The sequence below is a fragment of the Shewanella sp. GutCb genome (assembly GCF_002836135.1).
Classification (GTDB): domain Bacteria; phylum Pseudomonadota; class Gammaproteobacteria; order Enterobacterales; family Shewanellaceae; genus Shewanella.
The window spans coordinates 156027-173971 of sequence record NZ_PJBL01000001.1 but is presented as its reverse complement, the minus strand read 5'-3'; the positions used below and the strand labels follow the sequence as shown (position 1 = coordinate 173971).

General features: G+C 42.0%; 13 protein-coding genes and 1 pseudogene. 5 read left to right on the top strand and 9 right to left on the bottom strand.

Annotated elements, in window-relative coordinates; all coding sequences use genetic code 11:
* Positions 1–80 precede the first annotated feature (80 nt).
* From CXF86_RS00785 to CXF86_RS00775, 3 genes are all read right to left on the bottom strand, one after another.
* A complete protein-coding gene (locus CXF86_RS00785; protein ID WP_101093191.1) occupies positions 81–1469 on the bottom strand; it encodes a cbb3-type cytochrome c oxidase subunit I in 1389 nt (462 codons plus the stop codon).
* Positions 1470–1472: 3 nt separating this feature from the next.
* Positions 1473–1919 carry a c-type cytochrome gene (locus CXF86_RS00780; RefSeq protein ID WP_101093193.1) on the bottom strand — a complete coding sequence of 149 codons (447 nt, stop codon included), beginning with the start codon at positions 1917–1919 and terminating at the stop codon, positions 1473–1475.
* A gap of 452 nt (positions 1920–2371) precedes the next feature.
* The gene (locus tag CXF86_RS00775) at positions 2372–3265 is read right to left on the bottom strand and encodes a LysR family transcriptional regulator (protein WP_102038104.1); all 894 of its coding nucleotides are present in this window, start codon (positions 3263–3265) and stop codon (positions 2372–2374) included.
* A gap of 96 nt (positions 3266–3361) precedes the next feature.
* Here CXF86_RS00775 and CXF86_RS00770 point away from each other — a divergent pair, with 96 nt between their 5' ends.
* Entirely contained in the window at positions 3362–3688 is a 327-nt protein-coding gene (locus CXF86_RS00770) for a putative quinol monooxygenase (RefSeq protein ID WP_102038103.1), read from the top strand.
* Positions 3685–4665 carry a Gfo/Idh/MocA family protein gene (locus tag CXF86_RS00765; protein ID WP_102038102.1) on the top strand — a complete coding sequence of 327 codons (981 nt, stop codon included), beginning with the start codon at positions 3685–3687 and terminating at the stop codon, positions 4663–4665. The genes CXF86_RS00770 and CXF86_RS00765 overlap by 4 nt, the downstream gene beginning before the upstream one ends.
* A 287-nt stretch (positions 4666–4952) precedes the next feature.
* Here CXF86_RS00765 and CXF86_RS00760 read toward each other — a convergent pair.
* The 5 genes and pseudogenes from CXF86_RS00760 to CXF86_RS00735 form a co-directional block, all read right to left on the bottom strand.
* Positions 4953–5222, bottom strand: a pseudogene (locus tag CXF86_RS00760) (DUF3083 family protein); the annotation flags it as partial.
* A gap of 138 nt (positions 5223–5360) precedes the next feature.
* A complete protein-coding gene (locus tag CXF86_RS00755; RefSeq protein WP_180960979.1) occupies positions 5361–9071 on the bottom strand; it encodes a response regulator in 3711 nt (1236 codons plus the stop codon).
* A gap of 28 nt (positions 9072–9099) precedes the next feature.
* Positions 9100–10146, bottom strand: a complete 1047-nt coding sequence (locus CXF86_RS00750) for a response regulator (RefSeq protein WP_102038100.1) — start codon at positions 10144–10146, stop codon at positions 9100–9102.
* Between the two features lie 896 nt (positions 10147–11042).
* Entirely contained in the window at positions 11043–11309 is a 267-nt protein-coding gene (locus tag CXF86_RS00740; RefSeq protein WP_102038099.1) for a DUF3081 family protein, read from the bottom strand.
* Positions 11310–11711: 402 nt separating this feature from the next.
* A complete protein-coding gene (locus tag CXF86_RS00735) occupies positions 11712–11960 on the bottom strand; it encodes a DUF3297 family protein (protein WP_101093202.1) in 249 nt (82 codons plus the stop codon).
* Between the two features lie 490 nt (positions 11961–12450).
* On the opposite strand from CXF86_RS00735, the gene CXF86_RS00730 reads away from it, so the two are divergent.
* On the top strand, positions 12451–13884 hold the full coding sequence (locus CXF86_RS00730; RefSeq protein ID WP_102038098.1) for a glutathione synthase: 1434 nt from the start codon (positions 12451–12453) through the stop codon (positions 13882–13884).
* 140 nt (positions 13885–14024) lie between these two features.
* The gene (locus CXF86_RS00725; protein ID WP_102038097.1) at positions 14025–14459 is read left to right on the top strand and encodes a deoxycytidylate deaminase; all 435 of its coding nucleotides are present in this window, start codon (positions 14025–14027) and stop codon (positions 14457–14459) included.
* Positions 14460–14528: 69 nt separating this feature from the next.
* Here CXF86_RS00725 and CXF86_RS00720 read toward each other — a convergent pair whose 3' ends face one another.
* Positions 14529–15194: an SDR family oxidoreductase gene (locus tag CXF86_RS00720; protein WP_102038096.1), complete on the bottom strand. Its 666-nt coding sequence runs from the start codon at positions 15192–15194 to the stop codon at positions 14529–14531.
* A gap of 358 nt (positions 15195–15552) precedes the next feature.
* Here CXF86_RS00720 and CXF86_RS00715 point away from each other — a divergent pair, with 358 nt between their 5' ends.
* Positions 15553–17487, top strand: coding sequence for a B12-binding domain-containing radical SAM protein (locus CXF86_RS00715; RefSeq protein WP_101093213.1), 1935 nt, complete (start codon positions 15553–15555; stop codon positions 17485–17487).
* The last annotated feature ends 458 nt before the right edge of the window (positions 17488–17945 follow it).

Sequence of the window (17945 nt, the reverse complement as noted above, 5' to 3'; positions counted from 1 at the left end):
ATGGTTAACCATGGTGATAAAAAATAGGTGGAACTAGCGTCGATAGCAACTCAGCACTAGCTCCATTTGATTAATTCAGTCTATTTAGCAGCTTTTCTGTCGACCAGAAAGTTGCACATATAGGTGATTAAGCCTATCAAGAATATAATCCCCGTCGCTTCTCGTGCCCAATAGAAAATCGATAATTTATCTTGGGTTTCCATAAAGCTTAATGCTTCGCCGCCTTCGGGTAGACGTTGTAACCAGACCTGCAATACCCCAGCTCCAGTTAAGAACAGCGTAATGAAAACCATGGCAACCGTCATTAACCAGAAGCCCCACATTTCCAGCACTTGTGCTTTTTTACTCGATGCTTCGCCAATACCGCGTAACTTCGGCATCGCATAGGAAATAATGGTCAGCACTATCATTGCATAGGCACCGTAAAAGGCCATATGGGCATGTGCCGCGGTGATTTGCGTACCGTGAGTGTAGAAATTGACCGGTGCCAATGTATGTAAAAATCCCCAAACACCCGCGCCAAGGAATGCCATGACTGCCGTGCCTAACGCCCACAGCGTGGCTGCTTTGTTCGGATGTTCTCGGCGGCGATTGTTCACCATGTTGAATGCGTATAGCACCATAGCAAAGAAAGGTAGAGGCTCTAACGCAGAGAATACCGAACCCACCCACTGCCAGTATTCAGGCGTGGCTAACCAGAAAAAGTGATGCCCTGTCCCCAGCAGGCCGGAGATCAATGCCATTGCAACAATCACGTACAGCCACTTCTCAATAATTTCTCGGTCAACGCCAGTGATCTTGATCAGTATAAAGGCGAGGATCGCACCCATAATTAATTCCCACACGCCTTCAACCCAGAGGTGGACAACAAACCACCAATAGAATTTATCCAACGCAATGTTGGACGGATTGTAGAAAGAGAATAGGAAAAACACAGCCAGTCCAATGAGGCCGGTGATCAGTACCATATTGATCACCGTCTTTCGGCCGCGCAACATCGTCATACCGATATTGAACAGGAACCCGAGGCAAACGACGACAATACCAATTTTAGTAATGGTGGGTTGCTCTAAAAACTCTCGCCCCATCGTCGGAAAATACTCATTGCCCGTGATCTCAGCCAGCCTAGAATAGGGAACCAACAAATACCCCAACACGGTGAGTGTGGCAGCTACGGCAAATACCCAGAAGAGCAAGATAGCGAGTTTAGGGCTATACAATTCAGTTTCAGACTCTTCGGGCACAAGGAAATAAGCGGCACCCATAAAGCCAAATAATAGCCAAACGATGAGCAAGTTAGTGTGCACCATTCGAGCAACGTTAAAGGGAATGACCCCGGCGAGAAAATCTCCCACCACATATTGCAAGCCCATCACCAAGCCAAATATGATTTGTCCAGTAAACAGAATAAGCGCAAATACAAAGTAAGGTGTTGCAACCGATTGTGATTGATATTTTAAAGTGCTCATGCCTTAACCCTCAATGTTCGGTGGCCAGCTGTTAACATCTATTTCAGCGGTAAATTTTAAGAACTCTGCTAAATCGTTAACCTGTTGTTCCGTTAAATTAAATTGAGGCATTTGTCGGCGTCCAGGGACACCAAGAGGTTGAATTTGCATCCAACTTTGCATAAAGCCTTTAAATGCATCGAGATCACCGCCACCGCGGCGATAATAAACATTCCCCAACTCCGGCGCATAATAAGCACCTTCACCAAGGAGCGTGTGGCAACCAATACAGTTGTTGTCTTCCCATATGGCTTTGCCGTTTGCAACGGCTTCGGTGAGATTCTCTCGATGATCAGATTTGGGCATTTCTCTGGTGGTATGCATAGCGAGGCCGGCAAACAACAGTAGAAAAAAAACACTGCCGCCATAGTATATATTTCGAGCCATACCTTTTGTAAAAGTGTCTGACATATTGCTATCCCTTATACTTATTTACTTTAGCTTTTGGTCGAAGGCTGGCTAAGTATAGACCATGGAAAATTATTCACTGGAATTAAGCGGACATAGTAAACACTGGAACACAGTACTGTCACCAGCTTAAACAATTTAGATTAAGGCGCTGTTATTATTGATTTAATTAACCAATGCAAGACAGTCAAATCAAAGGTTCAATCGCGCTAGAACAGCCTATTTCACACGTGGAACAGCGAGTCTTATCACCGTTATGCAAACCAACATTTTTTATAAGACACCCATTTAAAAATATAAAATATCGTCGATATGATTGAGCTGAAATGTCAAAGAGTAGACGGAGTTTCATCTAAATTTGGTTGTACTTTAAGGCTTAGCCATCGTCATTGAGGAGCCTGTTGTTACCAACCAAGCGTGCCACTGAGAATAAGCATGGCAGGTCATATTATTGATTAGTCGAGCTGATTGTTTGTTGATAAGTTTTTGAGTACAAAATCTAGAAAAGTACGATTTTTAAGCGACAGCGTTCTGCTTCTGTAGACAAGGTGTATAGGTTTAGCTATTGGGGTAAATTCTGCCAATACCTCTTCTAATGCACCGAACTCTATATCCTTACAAACCAGTATTCTGGGCTGAAGAATAATACCCGCCCCATTCAATGCCGCAGCCCTAAGCGCATGCCCGTTATTCGATGCCAGTCGACTATTTCGTTTACTGAATGCATCCGTGCTTAGCTTAAAGCTTTGCATTGTTTGCCCCTGACTATAGACAAAACCCAAGCAAGAATGCCCTTTCAAATCTTCGAGTTCATCAGGCTTACCCTGGTTAGCTAAGTAAGCTGTAGAGGCACAAAAGCACAAATTGTAATACCCAAGCTTACGTGCAATTAATGTCGAGTCGTTCAACTCGCCTATTCTCAGCAAAATATCTGCATCGGATTGAAAAGGGTCAATCAGCGAATTATCCAATGTCATCTCAACATCAAGCAAAGGGTACTCCTGCAGAAAAGCAGCGACTATCGGCGCCAACAGCTCACTGCCAAGGGTAACCGGACAATTTACCTTGATGGTTCCCATTGGCGTATTTTCAAGCATTTGAATTCGATTTTCTGCATCGACGATGTCTTCAATGATTCTCTTACACTCTTCATAATAGATCTGGCCACTTTCAGTTAACGACTGCTTCCTTGTCGTCCGATTCAAAAGGCGTGTTTCAAGTGATGATTCAAGAAACTGGATATGTTTACCGACCATGGTTGCCGACATATCAAAATAATTTGCGGCACTGCGAAAACTGCCATGCTCAACCACAGAAACAAACACTTGCATGCTTTTCAGCTTATCCATTACGCACTCACAGTTTATTAAAAATCAATTAAAGCTCACTTTATCAAACTTGAAGACTCAATTATATTGAGTTTTTTCCTACAAAGTGAATAAGCAATGACGATAGCAATAACAGGAAAGCTTTCTATAACAGCAGAGCTAAAGATAAAAGACACTGTTGAACTGAATGACGGATTATTAGCCATTCAGAAATTTTGTGTCGATATGAACAGCGAACAAGGCTGTTTCCTTGCCGTTGCTCATCAAGATAATCAAGATCCAAGAAAAGTCATTTTGTGGGAAATATATCGAGATCAAACAGCATTCGATGAACATTTTAAGGCTGAGCATACTCAAGCCTTTATCAAAGAAGGCCTAACAGACTTAATTACCGCCTATCAAACACAACCAATGGCGACTCTACTCACAGGAGCTAACCAATGAAATGGGGAATAATAGGCACTAGTTTTATTTCTGGCATCATGGCTGAAGCCATTAATGGTGATGATAAAAGTGAGCTATACGCAGTCGCAGGAAGAACGCAGACAACATTAGATGAGTTTGCCAAAAGTTACGCGGCGCAAAAATTCTATACTGACTACGATGCACTCATTAACGATCGCAATGTCGACATCGTTTATATCGCCCTGCCAAATCATCTTCATCATGAGTTTGTCGTTAAAGCTGCCGCTGCGGGTAAAGCGATACTGTGTGAAAAGTCACTGTCTATTGATATGGAAAAGACCGAAATTGCCCTAGCCGCCGTTCGGAAACACCAAGTCTTTTTTGCCGAAGGCTTAATGTACCTGTGCCATCCCTATATTGAAAAAGCACTCAGCGTATTAGCTTCGGGGGCCATTGGAGAGATAAAAGCCATACAAGGCTCCTACGTCGCGGCAATTTCTCAGTTTGTAAACGTCGACAGTAAGGGCGCCTTGTATAACCTAGGTTGTTACCCAATGTCACTGGCTTATCTCATCCTAAAGCAGTCGCTACCAGCAGGCGAACTGATGGACTACAGCGTATCAGCCATCGGCAGAAAAGGGGCTGACAACAATATCTGTGAATCCAGTGCAACTTTTCGTTTTGCTAATAAGGCCAATGTACAGATCCATACCGCGGAAGATTATGGGCTTAAACATGGTTTTACGGTGCTGGGTAGCAAAGGCTGCTTAACGTTTAATAGCAACCCGTGGCTTCCAGGCCAGAGCAATGAATTTGAAGTAGAAACCTACGAAGCGAACAAAGAAACCGTGACAGTAGATGCCGCAGGCGATGCCTTCTTCTATCAAGTTAGAGCGATACGTGAAGCGTTTGAGCGTGGGGATAAATCACTGCAAGCGCCTAAAGCTACGCCGGAAAGTTCAGCAGATATCATGAGATTATTAACCGACTGGGAGTCGAGTACCCAACTTAGTTAAAGCACTCGATAAGTTAGAGAACGGGTTAAGCGGGTATAGGTACAGTATTGATTGCCTCAATTCAGCAGCCACTTTAATTTACGGCCATGTGAATTGATGCTAGTGCAAAGAGTTTTATGGTAGCACTTTCACAGATAGCCAATGACTAAAGCAGCGGACTATCCCTGACTTTAGTCATCAACGCTAATGAAAGCTGATGCACAGACTCAAATTGGCTTCAAAAATAGCGGATCCTCTCGGTTCGCTATATATAATCACCTTGATGGGACTCGCTGTGACGAAGCGGATTAACTGATTAACTGTTCAGGACATTGATAACTAATGTGTTGATGGAACCGCACGATGAGTTCTTGGCGTGATTTATCTAACGCCAATTCAGCCGCAAAGTTCTTTAGCGCTTCTTCAACCCGATTCAAATAACGACCAAGCCCACCATCTTTAGAGTCTTTCACTCCTGCCGCAATAGTAAAGCTAACCATTTCAACTAAGTGGTCACCCTGCCAATGACGAATAAATTGTTGCTCTTCAACATTGGGGTTAAAGCCGAGCATTTGTACTCATTATAGATATCCATGAGTAAGGCTCAGAACCACTGAACCACTATTTTGCGGGTTATGCTATTACCTATTAATGTAGGCTAAAAAAAACAAGACTTTGCGGCTAATTGTTATTGCCTCGCCTTATCATCCAGTTGATTACTTTTGCTGTTTGATCGTATTTAAAATACCGATTGCTGCATCAAAATCGTAATTATTGATCGCACTTTCTAACTGCTTTAACTTGTTGTGAGACATGCCTAAAACACGTGTCGATTCCAGTGATTCGATGATAGTTAGCGCCTCGGTATCATTCTGCTCTAACGCACTCATTAGTGATTTGAACATCACATCATCTACCGGTTCAGATATCGTCTCGATAACAGGCTCAGTCGTCCCCGTCGGTTCATTGGGTAAAATGTCGTTTAGTCGTGCAACTAAATTATCAGACGCCTTTTGCAATTGATGTATATCACTATTCAACTCATCGATACTTTGAGTATCAACACTGTTAGCATCTGCTTTGATCGTGTCGATGTGGCTTTCAACAAGCCCACATAATTGATACACCTGAGTAAAATGTAGATTTCCAGACACTCCTTTTAAGGTGTGAATGTGGTGATCAACCTTGTCTAAATTATCACTGCCATCATAAATAGGGATCGTCACTTCGTTGTAAGATTCGACAAAATGATTGGCTAATTTAAAGTAGAGATTTTCATTGCCTATTAAGGCCTTAATCCCCCCAACCGCATCAATTTCGGTAATCGATGATAAGTGTGCGATCAACTCTTCATTATCATGAGTGCTAACAGCCAGTGGCAATGGTTGGCTTTCTGATACGCGATCTTGAGGGCTAATCCAGTTAGCCATGATCTCGAACATGTCATCGATAACGATTGGCTTACCAATCAAGTCATTCATGCCTGAATCCAGCACTTTTTCTTTATCACCTGACATCACATTAGCTGTCATTGCAATAATTGGCAGTGTATTTTCTACCAGTTGTTCACGAATATGCTCAGTCGCTCTATACCCATCCATTACCGGCATTTGGCAGTCCATCAGTACGCCATCGAAGTGGTGACTCTGCAATTTATCAATTGCTTCTTGACCATTATTCGCCACCTCGACCGTCATACCATTGGTTTCAAGTAACTCAACGGCAAGCTCCTGGTTAATGAGGTTATCCTCAACCAACAAAATGTGCGCACCGGTTAACTTTTGAATGTTATGGTCATACATACCATCATGTATTTTTTGACGAGTTCGTTTTGAAGGCTCGTTGTCATATAACGAGAAAATTTCATCGTAAAGGGTTGAGTTGGTAAAAGGTTTACTTAGAATTTGATGGATTGGTAATTGATGCGCCTCAGCTTCAGACTGCACATCTTCAACTACACTGGAGGTCATGATGATAATTTTACATTTAGCATCAACAACCTGTAATAACTTTTTATACTGAATAATACTTTCATGGTGTGGTAAATTCCAATCAAAGAAAATAATCTCAATCGCTTGATTGGAAGTAAGCGCAGCCAAATATTCAACTTCAATATCACTAAATACGCCAACGTTAATCGTTTGACATTGCAAACTTTCTAATTGCTTATTAATAATTGTACATACTGCCTTGCTATCGTCATACACCAGTACGGTTTTATTTTGTATGTGAGTCGGTATCACTTTTTCTGACGTTTGTAGCTCACTTTGTTCTACGTCAATTTCGAAACTAAATACCGAACCATGGCCTAATTCACTTGATACCCCTATCTCACCACCCATTAAACTAACGAGTTGCTTACAAATAGCCAGCCCTAGACCTGTACCACCGTATTGACGGGTGGTTGACGTATCAGCTTGTGAGAAGGATTTAAATAACTTGTGCTGCTGCGCTTTGCTGATCCCGATGCCATCATCTGCTATTTCAAATCTCAACTTCAGTATATTGTTATATTGAGAGACTAAAATGATGGATAAGCTAATTTCCCCGCTCTCTGTAAACTTAACCGCATTAGCCCCTAAATTCACCAAGATTTGGTTAATACGTAATTGATCGCCTTTCAAATAACTTGGAATTTTGTCATCTAGATTGATCAGTAACTCAAGGCCTTTCTCTTGTGCCTTTCCACCAATAAGCACTTTAAATTCATCTAATAAGTCTTCTAACACAAAATCCGTTGATTCGATTTCTAGCTTGCCGGCCTCAATTTTTGAAAAGTCTAAAATATCATTAATAATTAAAAGTAATGATTGAGCAGAGTTATGTACCTTAGTGATGTAATTGTGCTGCTTTTTAGAAAGCTCTGTCGTTAACGCGAGGTAACTCATACCAATAATGGCATTCATGGGAGTTCTGATCTCATGGCTCATATTCGCCAAGAAGTCAGATTTGGCTTTATTCGCATTAGTCGCCTCTTCACTGCTTATCTTTAACGACTGAGATAACTCGACTAATGAGTGCTGGGATTTACGGATTAAAAAGGCCAGCATAAGAATAGAAAGGATAAATATGACACCCGCATAGGTCATGTAATCGGCCAAGTCCCTTGCTTGAGACATCTCGCCGAATCGAAATTCACGTAGTGACGATAAGATGTTATCTGCCGACAATGCGGAGCTGACCATCCCTTTAGAAATATCATCAAGCTCAGCGGTTACCACCACGACTTTTTTGAAGTTATCAAGGTATGACGCAATATTGGGGTACACCGTTTTAAAGACTTCTTTTTCATCATCTTCAATCAGCATACTTTGAATTTTTTGCGTGCGATAAAGTGCGCTTTCAAGTAATGATATGACTTCCTGAGCCAGAAACTCTTTTGCTTCTGCTGTTCGCGCTAAAGAAAAATCCCTATCAACTTGTCTGGCATCATTGATATTTTTTGTTAGCAAAGTAACTTCTTCAGACAACTCAAGTCGATTAGCCATCACCTGTTGCTTCTGCGTAACCTTTTCTTGCTCAGCTGAAAGCAGAGTCATTTTGTGACTTCGTAAATCAAGCGCAAGCTGCCCCAGTGCAGATGAGCTAAGGGCTAAATTTCTTACAATCGGATTATCAATGCTAATTTTGTCCGCATCACGAAGCTTTTTAAGTTGTAATAACGACTCTTTATAGTGCAATTCAGCACTTTGTAGTTTTGATAACAATAAGCGACTGCTAGAGTTATCAATCCTATATGACAACTTGGTAATGTAACGATTTAGCAGACTCAGCTCTTCAAAGGTACTCTCATAATCTCGTTGACTTCTAAAAAGTAAAAAATCTTTACCATAGCTTCTGATGGACTCAATTATCACTGAAATTTCGTATGAAACCGAGGCGTTACCACTAATATTTCGGATTGTTTCCCTATAATCACTGACCTTGTCTTTGTCATAATTAATGTATTTTGTTTGCAAGCTTTGCAGTGCATCGGAACTTGAGGTTGCTTTACTTGCTTCTTCAACCATTTTAAAACGCGATGATTTTTTTTCTTTCGTCAGCGAAACGTATCGCTCAAAGCCCTGTTTATAGCTTTTAATTAAGTTTAATAATTCACCTGTTTGCGAACTGGTATTGAAATTTTCATTATGTAAATTTTCTACAATAGTTAGCGAAGCATCGATATTTTTTTCAGCTTCTTTTGCTTGCTCAGATAAATTATCTCGCGTAAATGATAACTCGTTGAGTCTAGCCCTATCTAAAGCAAGCAGTAACTGACCAGCACTGGTATAACGGTCGATAGATATAAATAATTGATTAACCCCTCCCCAAGCAGATAAACCTGCCACGAAAAGCAACAGAATGACGGCAATAAAGCCAAACATAATCCGACGAGAACGATTTAAGATATGACTGGAGTTTTCTTCTGGAGATCTCAATAACATATTTATATCCGTATACCTGTAAAAGTGCTTACCCTTTAATAAAATCGTTTCCATCAGAAAATGATGCTCTAATGTCCAGCAGTTTGGGGATAATCTTTATAAAAATGGGCACCAGCTGTGGATCAAAATGCTTGCCTGATTGATCCTCTATAAATTTGCATGCATCTTCTACACTCCAAGCTTTTTTGTACGGTCGTTCATTGGTTAGCGCATCGAATACATCGGCAAGCGCTACAATTCTTCCAGATAAAGGGATTTCAGTGCCACTTAATCCATTAGGGTAACCGCTACCGTCCCATTTTTCATGATGAGTAATCGCAATTTCTCTCGCTAATTCAAGTAAATCAGAGTTATTTCCGCCTAATATTTTTAATCCATATTCGGCATGCCGTTGCATTTCTTGCCATTCGTCAGCATCAAACTTTCCGGGCTTACATAAAATATGGTCGGGAATGCCTATTTTACCGATGTCATGCATCGGCGCTGCATTACATAATAAATCACACCACTTTGAGTTTGCACCATAAGCTTCAGCAATGAGTTTGCTATATTTGCTCATTCTTACAACATGCATGCCAGTTTCATTATCTTTATACTCAGCAGCACGACCTAGACAATTAATGATGTCGAGCTGATTTTTTGCGAGTATCTTGGTACGAATTTTAACTTCTTTCTCAAGCTCACACTGCTGAGAATATAATGCGAGATGGGTTTTTACCCTAGCAATCACAATTGAAGGACTGATAGGTTTAGTGATGTAATCAACTGCGCCCATTTTAAAGCCTTTTTCTTCGTCGACTGTTTCGGACTTCCCAGTAACGAAAATAATAGGAATATTAGCGGTTTTAGGATTATTTTTTAAATAGCGACATACAGTATAACCATCCATGATAGGCATCATGATATCCAACAAAATAAGATCTGGTTTGAGTGCGCCCTCAGCAATACTTATCGCTTTCTCACCCGAAGTTGCCGCCTTTACTCGATAAACTGGAGAAAGAATCCCCGCGAGTAAATGGATGTTTGCTGGCCTATCGTCAACCACCAAAATCGTCATTTTTTCATCATATGACATAATAAAATCCATTCTGAGGTGTGTGCAACATTCTTGCTTGTATCACCATAAATTAAGTCGTTGCTAGCGCTAATATCAATAATTAACTCATGATGATTTAGTCGTAGCTCTAGCGGGTCTCGACTATTTATCGTTATGGAACATAGTTTTTTACCCACTATCGGACATGATAAAGGCAAAGAGATAACGCATTTAGCTGTTCAACATTTTAAGGATCGTTAGCACCACTTCCATCTATCAAAAAACGGAAGCATGTTTCAACAATTAAATTCTCTTACTTACTAATATTTATAAATTATAACGATTAGTCATTATATGCCAGCCATTTATTAACAAAACAACAACATCGCTCTTGTTAGGATGGGAATTTCAAAAGAATGGTTACTTCAATGAGGAGTGAAACAGGATGATTTAGACTTAATAAAATCGATAAAACAACATTATATTTGACCAGAATAACTATGGCTGAACAGATTGTTTACATGAACAAACTCTCCAACCTCGCAGATACTTGGGCTGCTTGATGCTCACTTCAACATAGGTAAGGTAGCGATTGGATAGAAAGCAATATATGCCACTCCACTGGTAATCAAAATAGAAGTTTGACTCGCTAAGATTAATGTTTTCAAGTCTGTTCTTTGAATATCTAAGATCGTTATCTGAGGTGATAATGCTCCAAGTATTATTAGCTGCGCCGTTACCAAATTTAAAAATAGCCGCTGACTCATCGGCAAGCTTACCTTAAGCGCAACCAAGGTCTTTATTGGGCTCGATAGTCGTCACCGTAGTGGGCTTTATTACTGTTATTTTTGGCTTGGATTGCTGCAAGAGCTCAGGTAGAGTCACTACTGCACTTTTTTGATAAACACCAGCAACAGGCAGCGGCAAACAGAGAACTAACCCACTATTGAGTTCGAGCTTAAACGCCTAAAAATCCCCGTCACTAACGAATTAAAGTCATTATAGACAATACGATCTTGGTACTCGTAAGAAAAGCGTCCGTGAAACATCAGCGTCATCACTAAATCGCGATAGCCCAAGTAACAGGTATAGCCATCAATATCATGCCAAGCTGTTAGTCCATCTAAATGGTATTTGTCATCATGCTTCTTCCCCTTTGAAAGCACATGATTAAAGACGAAAAGGTGTTGCGATAAAGACATAAATCCCTCCTTTAAACGTATATTCCCGCTTTGATTAGTAACAGGTACAACCCACAGTCAAACTCGCTGATTGCTAGTTTAATACGTATAAAAACCTTTAATGGTTCAAAGCGATATTGATGCATCTTTTTATATCAGACGAGTAGCTCTCATATTTGGGCCTGCGTAAAGCGCCACGACCTTAATGCCATAATCACTTTCACCACCATCCATGGCGATCACGGATAAATACATCCATGTATAAACCCCCCTCTTTCACCATCCTTGGCGATCACGGATAAATACATCCATGTATAAAAAAAGCGAATCCTTAGATTCGCTTTTTCATTTGCAGACATGAGTGACCAATGATCATTAAGTTTTACTCAATGAAGGTTACTCTGAGACATCTATGTCAGCTACCTACTTATAGAAGGCTTCAACAGTGCCTTTTGCCGTCACCATCAACGGTTGGCCACGACGGTCTAATGCTTTGTGTGTCGGCACTTTAACCCAACCTTCACTGATGCAATATTCTTCAACATCAAAACGCTCTTTGCCGTTAAGCATAATGCCAATGTCGTGATCGAAAATTGCTGCCACGTGATGTGGGCTACGAGGATTAACGGAAAGGCGATCAGGTAAAGCTGGTTTTGATGTAGTGTCAGTCATGGTCTGGCCTGTAATGAAAAGTGGTTATCAATAAATCGTGCGCCATTGTAGGCAATACAGACCTTATGCTCAAGTGCGGCCGTCATAAATGTTAGTGCACTCCCCCTCACTTATCTAGACATTAGCTAGAAAAGGATTATCTTTGCCGCCCGTTTAAAAAAACTACGGATAGCTTCGAGCTTCTCAAGCAGGATTCGCAATAGTGGGTTTCCACCCCGTATATGCAAGCTGTGCATATAACGATAACTCAGCATCTCAAGCCAGCATAAAAGAGACAATGAGTTGTTATGGTACCTCGTTCGCATTTCATTTCGACTTTTGCCGAAATAAGTTGACAGATTATAAATTCAATCTTATATTTCCATTTAAATAGAAATATTTTATGGTTCACATTTCAAGCCTAAAAGAAGTCATATGGCTATCATTGATTTGGCGCGTTGTTCTATCTACTAAGTTTACTTAATTAATAAAACCTGCACAGGAAAGCATCATGATTGACAGCATTTCAATACACGCCTCACAAGATGCAATAGAGTGGGCGCTAACTCATGGTATGGTGCTAAAAAACACCCCTTATTCCGCGACTCATACGGCATTTAGCTTTACACCGACAAGCATTAGCCGAGAGAGATATGCTCATTTGACTGCTTCAGTTAACTTACTGGGCAAGTTGGTGCACTTTGCATCTGAAAATCATGCATTTTTACACCAAGCCATATCTCCAATAACAAGCGGTGATCCATTTTTCAATGCATTGCTTATTATGCATAAGCAAATCCATGACTCCCCAAGCAGTGCAAAAAGATTACCCCTGTTGCTTATGCGCAGTGATTTTATGGACGATACAACTGATGGCCCTAGGCTCATTGAATTCAATGGTATTGCTGCTGGTATGGGCCCTTTTGGTCAGAAAGTACATCAACTACATAAATACTTGCAGCTGCAATCAGCACAAGCCTACTCAAAGTGGGGACGCTTAGACGCTGAACTCGTCGACAACCCTGCAATTGAAAGACTCTCACTTGGGATAGCAACCGCAGCGCAGAAGATAAAATCAGAGTTTGACGATGCTGGACCCGCTGTATTTTTAATGGTGGTACAAGCAGATGAAGATAATGTATTTGATCAGCATTTACTTGAACACGCCTTACAAGCCAAAGGCAATAGAACCGTAAGAAGAACTTTCCGACAGTTACACGGTAAGTTATCAACGGGCGTTAATGATCGGCTGATTTTAGAAGATGTCGGGGCAATTGATACCATTTATCTCCGAGCAGGTTACCAATATTGCGATTATCAAGCACATGACTTAATCAGCAAGGTTTGTTGTGATGCGCTAATGCAAACTCGTATCTTTATCGAAAAACATCGCGTAGCGGTTAACGCAACCGTAAGCCAGCAACTCGCCACCAGCAAGCGTGTACAAATGTTGCTGTCCTCTATGACGCCCAAAGAGCTCACTGCCTTTGGTTTATCCGTTGATGAAGCCATGGTTGTCAGTGAGCTACTCGGAGAAATGGTGCCTATCACCGAGAAGTCTGCCACTTGGATAAAGCAAAGGCCGACTGATGAATGGGTCCTTAAAAACCAAGGAGAAGGCGGCGGACACTGTATTTTTGGCGACGATATCCATCAAAAATTATTAACGCTACAACCTAATGAGTATCAGGCTTGGTCATTAATGCGCCGTCTACACCCAGCTCCAAGATCTGCTCCAGCTTTGACGATACGTAAAGGTGAGTTGCTGCAGATCGATGATTTGATCAGTGAGATTGGCATGTTCACTGTGCATATAGATGGTATACCCGCTACAACTGAGCAAGGTTATGCCGGCTATTTGATCCGAAGTAAATCGGCACGCGCAACTGAAGGTGGCGTCCATAGCGGTATGGGAGTATTAGATTCGCTGGCTTTTAGTGATTAGTCATCATGGGAGCCCAAGTTATTTATTTAAAGTTTACCTAAAGCTAATTGACTAGAGGTTGATTTATCATTGTTCTCCATAGAGAATGGCAGCTCGTTTTCGTAGTTTATTCCGCAGTATAGATCAGGAGTTAGTGTTAGATGATGACAAAATGGGCTACACGTTTTTTACAGATGGCCGAGCTCGTTGCATCTTGGAGTAAAGACCCCTCCACTCAAGTTGGGGCAGTGATCACCGAAGAGAACCGGATTGTCTCATTAGGTTACAACGGCTACCCTAATGGGATCTCCGATAGTGCCGAAACCGACAACCGTGAGATGAAGCTCCTAAAAACCCTTCATGCAGAAGAGAATGCCATTCTCTTTGCTAAGCGTGATCTCAGCAGCTGCGAGATCTGGGTGACTCACTTCCCCTGCCCTAACTGCGCTGCAAAGATAATCCAAACTGGCTTAAGCACAGTCCATAGCCCACAACCAAGCCAAGATTTTCTGTCACGCTGGGGAGAGAAGATTAAGATAAGCGAAGATATGTTCAAACAAGCTGGCGTTAAAGTTGATTGGATGCAAGTAGGATAATAAGCAGGGTCAGTTTCTGACCCACTTATTGAATCTAAAATAACGGCTATCCCACATTTAAAATCAATCTTACCAAGGCAATACCTGGCCGTTTGAATGCCTAAATACACCGGACTGACTCATATCAAGTTGCTCAATTAGGCCAACAATGCGACTGGCCGAATCTGTTGCTGAGATATCTCCACCGTGATTAACCATATCTGTTTGCACATAACCAGGATGATAAATACCAACAGCCACCTCTTTAGGGGCTAAGTCATGGCTTAACGACATTGATGCCGCATTTAAAGCGGCTTTCGACATACGATAACCATAACGGCCACCAGAAGTATTATCTTCAATTGACCCCATTCTCGAGGTGATCATCGCCACCTTAGCACCGCGAGTTAACTGCTGCTGAAGCGCTTCAACCACACGCAGAGGTGCAATGGCATTGACTTCAAACTGGGCACGAATGGTATCAAGGTTTAAGTTTGCTAAATTCTCATCCCGTAATATGCCAGCGTTACACACCAACACATCAATCTGTATATGAGTTAATGCTTGCTTCATATTGGCAATACCTGCATCCGTTGCCACATCAATATCTGTTACCACGTTCACCTTTAAAGCAGATAACGCGGCTGATGATGTACGACATAAAGCAAAAACACTTTGACCTTGAGCGGCATAGAGGGTTGCTAACGCTAAACCTATACCGCGATTAGCACCGGTTATGACGACAGTTTGAGACATGTTTGCTCCTACAAGCTAAATTGATGAATGGAAATATCTCATTATAGCTTTAGCCGCACAACTAGCATTGGCAATGGCTCACACTTTGTCGCCGTTTACGCAGTAAATGTTCACAACTTAGAGCAGGCTGCACTCTTTTTAACTCAGTGGCTTTTAAAGGAATCGCCATTATTTCAACCATCCGCTTTGAAGTTGATTCGCTCAGGCAGCTATTAAACCTGCAGTTTGAAGTAGAACCTATATAGTTCATTTGCTAGAATCCCCCCCTATTTTATGGCAACTGTATTTACTGCCACACTCAGGTGTCACGGATCAGTTTCGCACTGAGTATTCAGGTTTTACTATTTAAAGGCAGGCTATGACCGTTCTTCTTATGACTCCACCGATGACCCAGCTGAATACGCCCTATCCGGCAACTGCGTATTTAACGGGTTTTTTACGCTCTCGAGGTTATGAAGCGGTTCAGCGAGATCCTGCTATTGAGCTTTTTCTAGAAATGATGACGGCACCTGCGCTGGAGATTATTCGTCAGCATGTGGAAGAAAACTTCGACCACTTTGAAGAAGATGAGTTGCCTGATGTTATTTCTACCTTCCTGGCTGAATTTGATCGCTACCACCTAACAGTTGAGTCAGCTATTCGCTTTTTGCAGGGCAAAGATCCAAGCCTGGCACTGCGTATTAACTCGCGTCGTTTTTTACCAGAAGGTCCAGCGTTTGACGCGATTGCTCAAATGGAAGCGGTATCTGGCGATGTGTTGCAAGCGGCCTTTGGCAATCTAGGTGTACAAGATAAAGCCAAATATCTAGCAACGCTGTTCATTAATGATCTGTCGAACGTGATTACTCAGGGGGTTGATCCCTACTTTGAAGTGAGCCGTTATGGCGAGAAATTAGCGGCGGCCAACCCCAGCTTTGACAATCTCTACGATACCTTGATGGGCGAACCGAGTTTCAGCTCGGAAATTTTAGAACAATTGGTTGAGCTGTATCTAGAAGAAACCCAGCCTAGCGTGGTCGCATTAACCGTGCCCTTCCCCGGCAATATGCTCGGCGCCTTACGTATTGCGCAAACCTGTAAAGCCATCAATCCTGAGATCCCCATCATCATAGGTGGTGGTTTTATCAATACCGAGCTGCGTGCGCTGAAAGACCCACGTGTATTTGAGTTTATCGATTTTATCTGTCTGGATGACGGCGAACGCCCTTTTATAACGCTGCTGGAATACTTTGAAGGCAAGCGTGAAGTCGACGAGCTGGTGCGAACTTACTTCCTCGCAGAGGATGAAAATGGCCAGCCATACGTACACTTCAATGAAAATGCAGAGCTGCAGGATATTCCACAAACCGAAGTCGGTGCGCCAATATACGATGGCCTACCATTGGGAGACTACCTGTCTTTATGTGAAATGCTCAATCCTATGCACCGCATTTGGAGCGATGGACGCTGGAATAAACTGACCATAGCGCATGGCTGTTACTGGCGTAAATGTAGCTTCTGCGATGTCAGTCTGGACTATATCGACCGCTTTGACGCCGCAGGGGCCGACGTGTTGGTGGATAGAATCGAACAACTCATTGAAGAAACCGGAGAGACAGGTTTCCATTTCGTCGATGAAGCCCTACCGCCAAAGCTTTTGTTTACGTTTGCAAAACGGCTAATCGAACGTGGCGTAGTGATCAGTTGGTGGGGCAATATCCGTTTTGAGAGGACGTTTAGCGAAGCGCGTTGTCAGTTGTTAGCGGATTCCGGTTGTATCGCTGTTAGCGGCGGTCTTGAGGTAGCATCAGATCGTCTATTGAAACTGATGAAAAAAGGCGTGAGTGTTGAGCGAGTCGCCCAGGTAACCAAAGCCTTCAGTGATGCAGGTATATTGGTTCACGCCTATTTGATGTATGGCTTTCCAACACAAACCGAACAAGAGACCATCGACTCGCTGGAAATGGTACGTCAGATGATGAATCAAGGTTGCTTCCAGTCCGCCTACTGGCACCGTTTTGTGGCCACGATCCACAGTCCTATTGGCATTAACCCTGAGAAATTTGGCATTACGCTAGCTGAGCGCCCTGAGATCTTATTCGCTGAAAACGATGTGGACTTCACCGATCCAACCGGCACAGATCATGAAATGCTTGGCGAAGGGCTGCGTAAGGCGATCTATAATTATATGCACGGTATTGGCTTTGAACAGCCGATGAGCTTCTGGTTTACACAGCCTGTTACACCAACTCTGATGAAAAAAGATCTGGTATCAAGAGCCGTTAGCAATCTAATTTCCAGCAATGAAGAATAGTCCGCTCGCTTAAAAAGCGTCAGCTGAATATCCATAGATTGTATCTATAAAATAGGCCACTTTCTTGCTGCAGAAGAAAGTGGCCTTTTATTAGCGACAAAAGGACTCATTCCGTTTCCGCAGTTAACCGGGTCAGAGTAAAATGTAGCTGTATATATAACCCCGATATTGAACATGGGTGACCATGTTATTTAGACATAATAAGCTAACTTCAGTACAACATGCTCTAGGCAATCACATCTATTTGAAAGTCCAGTTCAGCATTTATATCTCTCACTCAGAGAGGTCATTCTAGCTTCAGCCTCGTTTCCTCAAACATCTAAAATTGAATATTTGAAGTATAAACAAGACTCAAAATATCAACCCGCGGTTATTTGCTGCCATTGTATTTGTTTTCTAAAATAAGACATTGATTTCATTAATTACTCTTATATTCACATACTATCTGCGTCCTATTT

Excerpts from the sequence above, each read along its gene's own strand:
- CXF86_RS00730 (WP_102038098.1), top strand. The coding sequence starts at position 12,451 with ATGATTGACAGCATTTCAATACACGCCTCACAAGATGCAATAGAGTGG.
- CXF86_RS00785 (WP_101093191.1), bottom strand. The coding sequence starts at position 1,469 with ATGAGCACTTTAAAATATCAATCACAATCGGTTGCAACACCTTACTTT.
- CXF86_RS00765 (WP_102038102.1), top strand. The coding sequence starts at position 3,685 with ATGAAATGGGGAATAATAGGCACTAGTTTTATTTCTGGCATCATGGCT.
- CXF86_RS00725 (WP_102038097.1), top strand. The coding sequence starts at position 14,025 with ATGATGACAAAATGGGCTACACGTTTTTTACAGATGGCCGAGCTCGTT.
- CXF86_RS00780 (WP_101093193.1), bottom strand. The coding sequence starts at position 1,919 with ATGTCAGACACTTTTACAAAAGGTATGGCTCGAAATATATACTATGGC.
- CXF86_RS00775 (WP_102038104.1), bottom strand. The coding sequence starts at position 3,265 with ATGGATAAGCTGAAAAGCATGCAAGTGTTTGTTTCTGTGGTTGAGCAT.
- CXF86_RS00720 (WP_102038096.1), bottom strand. The coding sequence starts at position 15,194 with ATGTCTCAAACTGTCGTCATAACCGGTGCTAATCGCGGTATAGGTTTA.
- CXF86_RS00735 (WP_101093202.1), bottom strand. The coding sequence starts at position 11,960 with ATGACTGACACTACATCAAAACCAGCTTTACCTGATCGCCTTTCCGTT.
- CXF86_RS00770 (WP_102038103.1), top strand. The coding sequence starts at position 3,362 with ATGACGATAGCAATAACAGGAAAGCTTTCTATAACAGCAGAGCTAAAG.
- CXF86_RS00750 (WP_102038100.1), bottom strand. The coding sequence starts at position 10,146 with ATGTCATATGATGAAAAAATGACGATTTTGGTGGTTGACGATAGGCCA.
- CXF86_RS00755 (WP_180960979.1), bottom strand. The coding sequence starts at position 9,071 with ATGTTATTGAGATCTCCAGAAGAAAACTCCAGTCATATCTTAAATCGT.
- CXF86_RS00715 (WP_101093213.1), top strand. The coding sequence starts at position 15,553 with ATGACCGTTCTTCTTATGACTCCACCGATGACCCAGCTGAATACGCCC.
- CXF86_RS00740 (WP_102038099.1), bottom strand. The coding sequence starts at position 11,309 with ATGTCTTTATCGCAACACCTTTTCGTCTTTAATCATGTGCTTTCAAAG.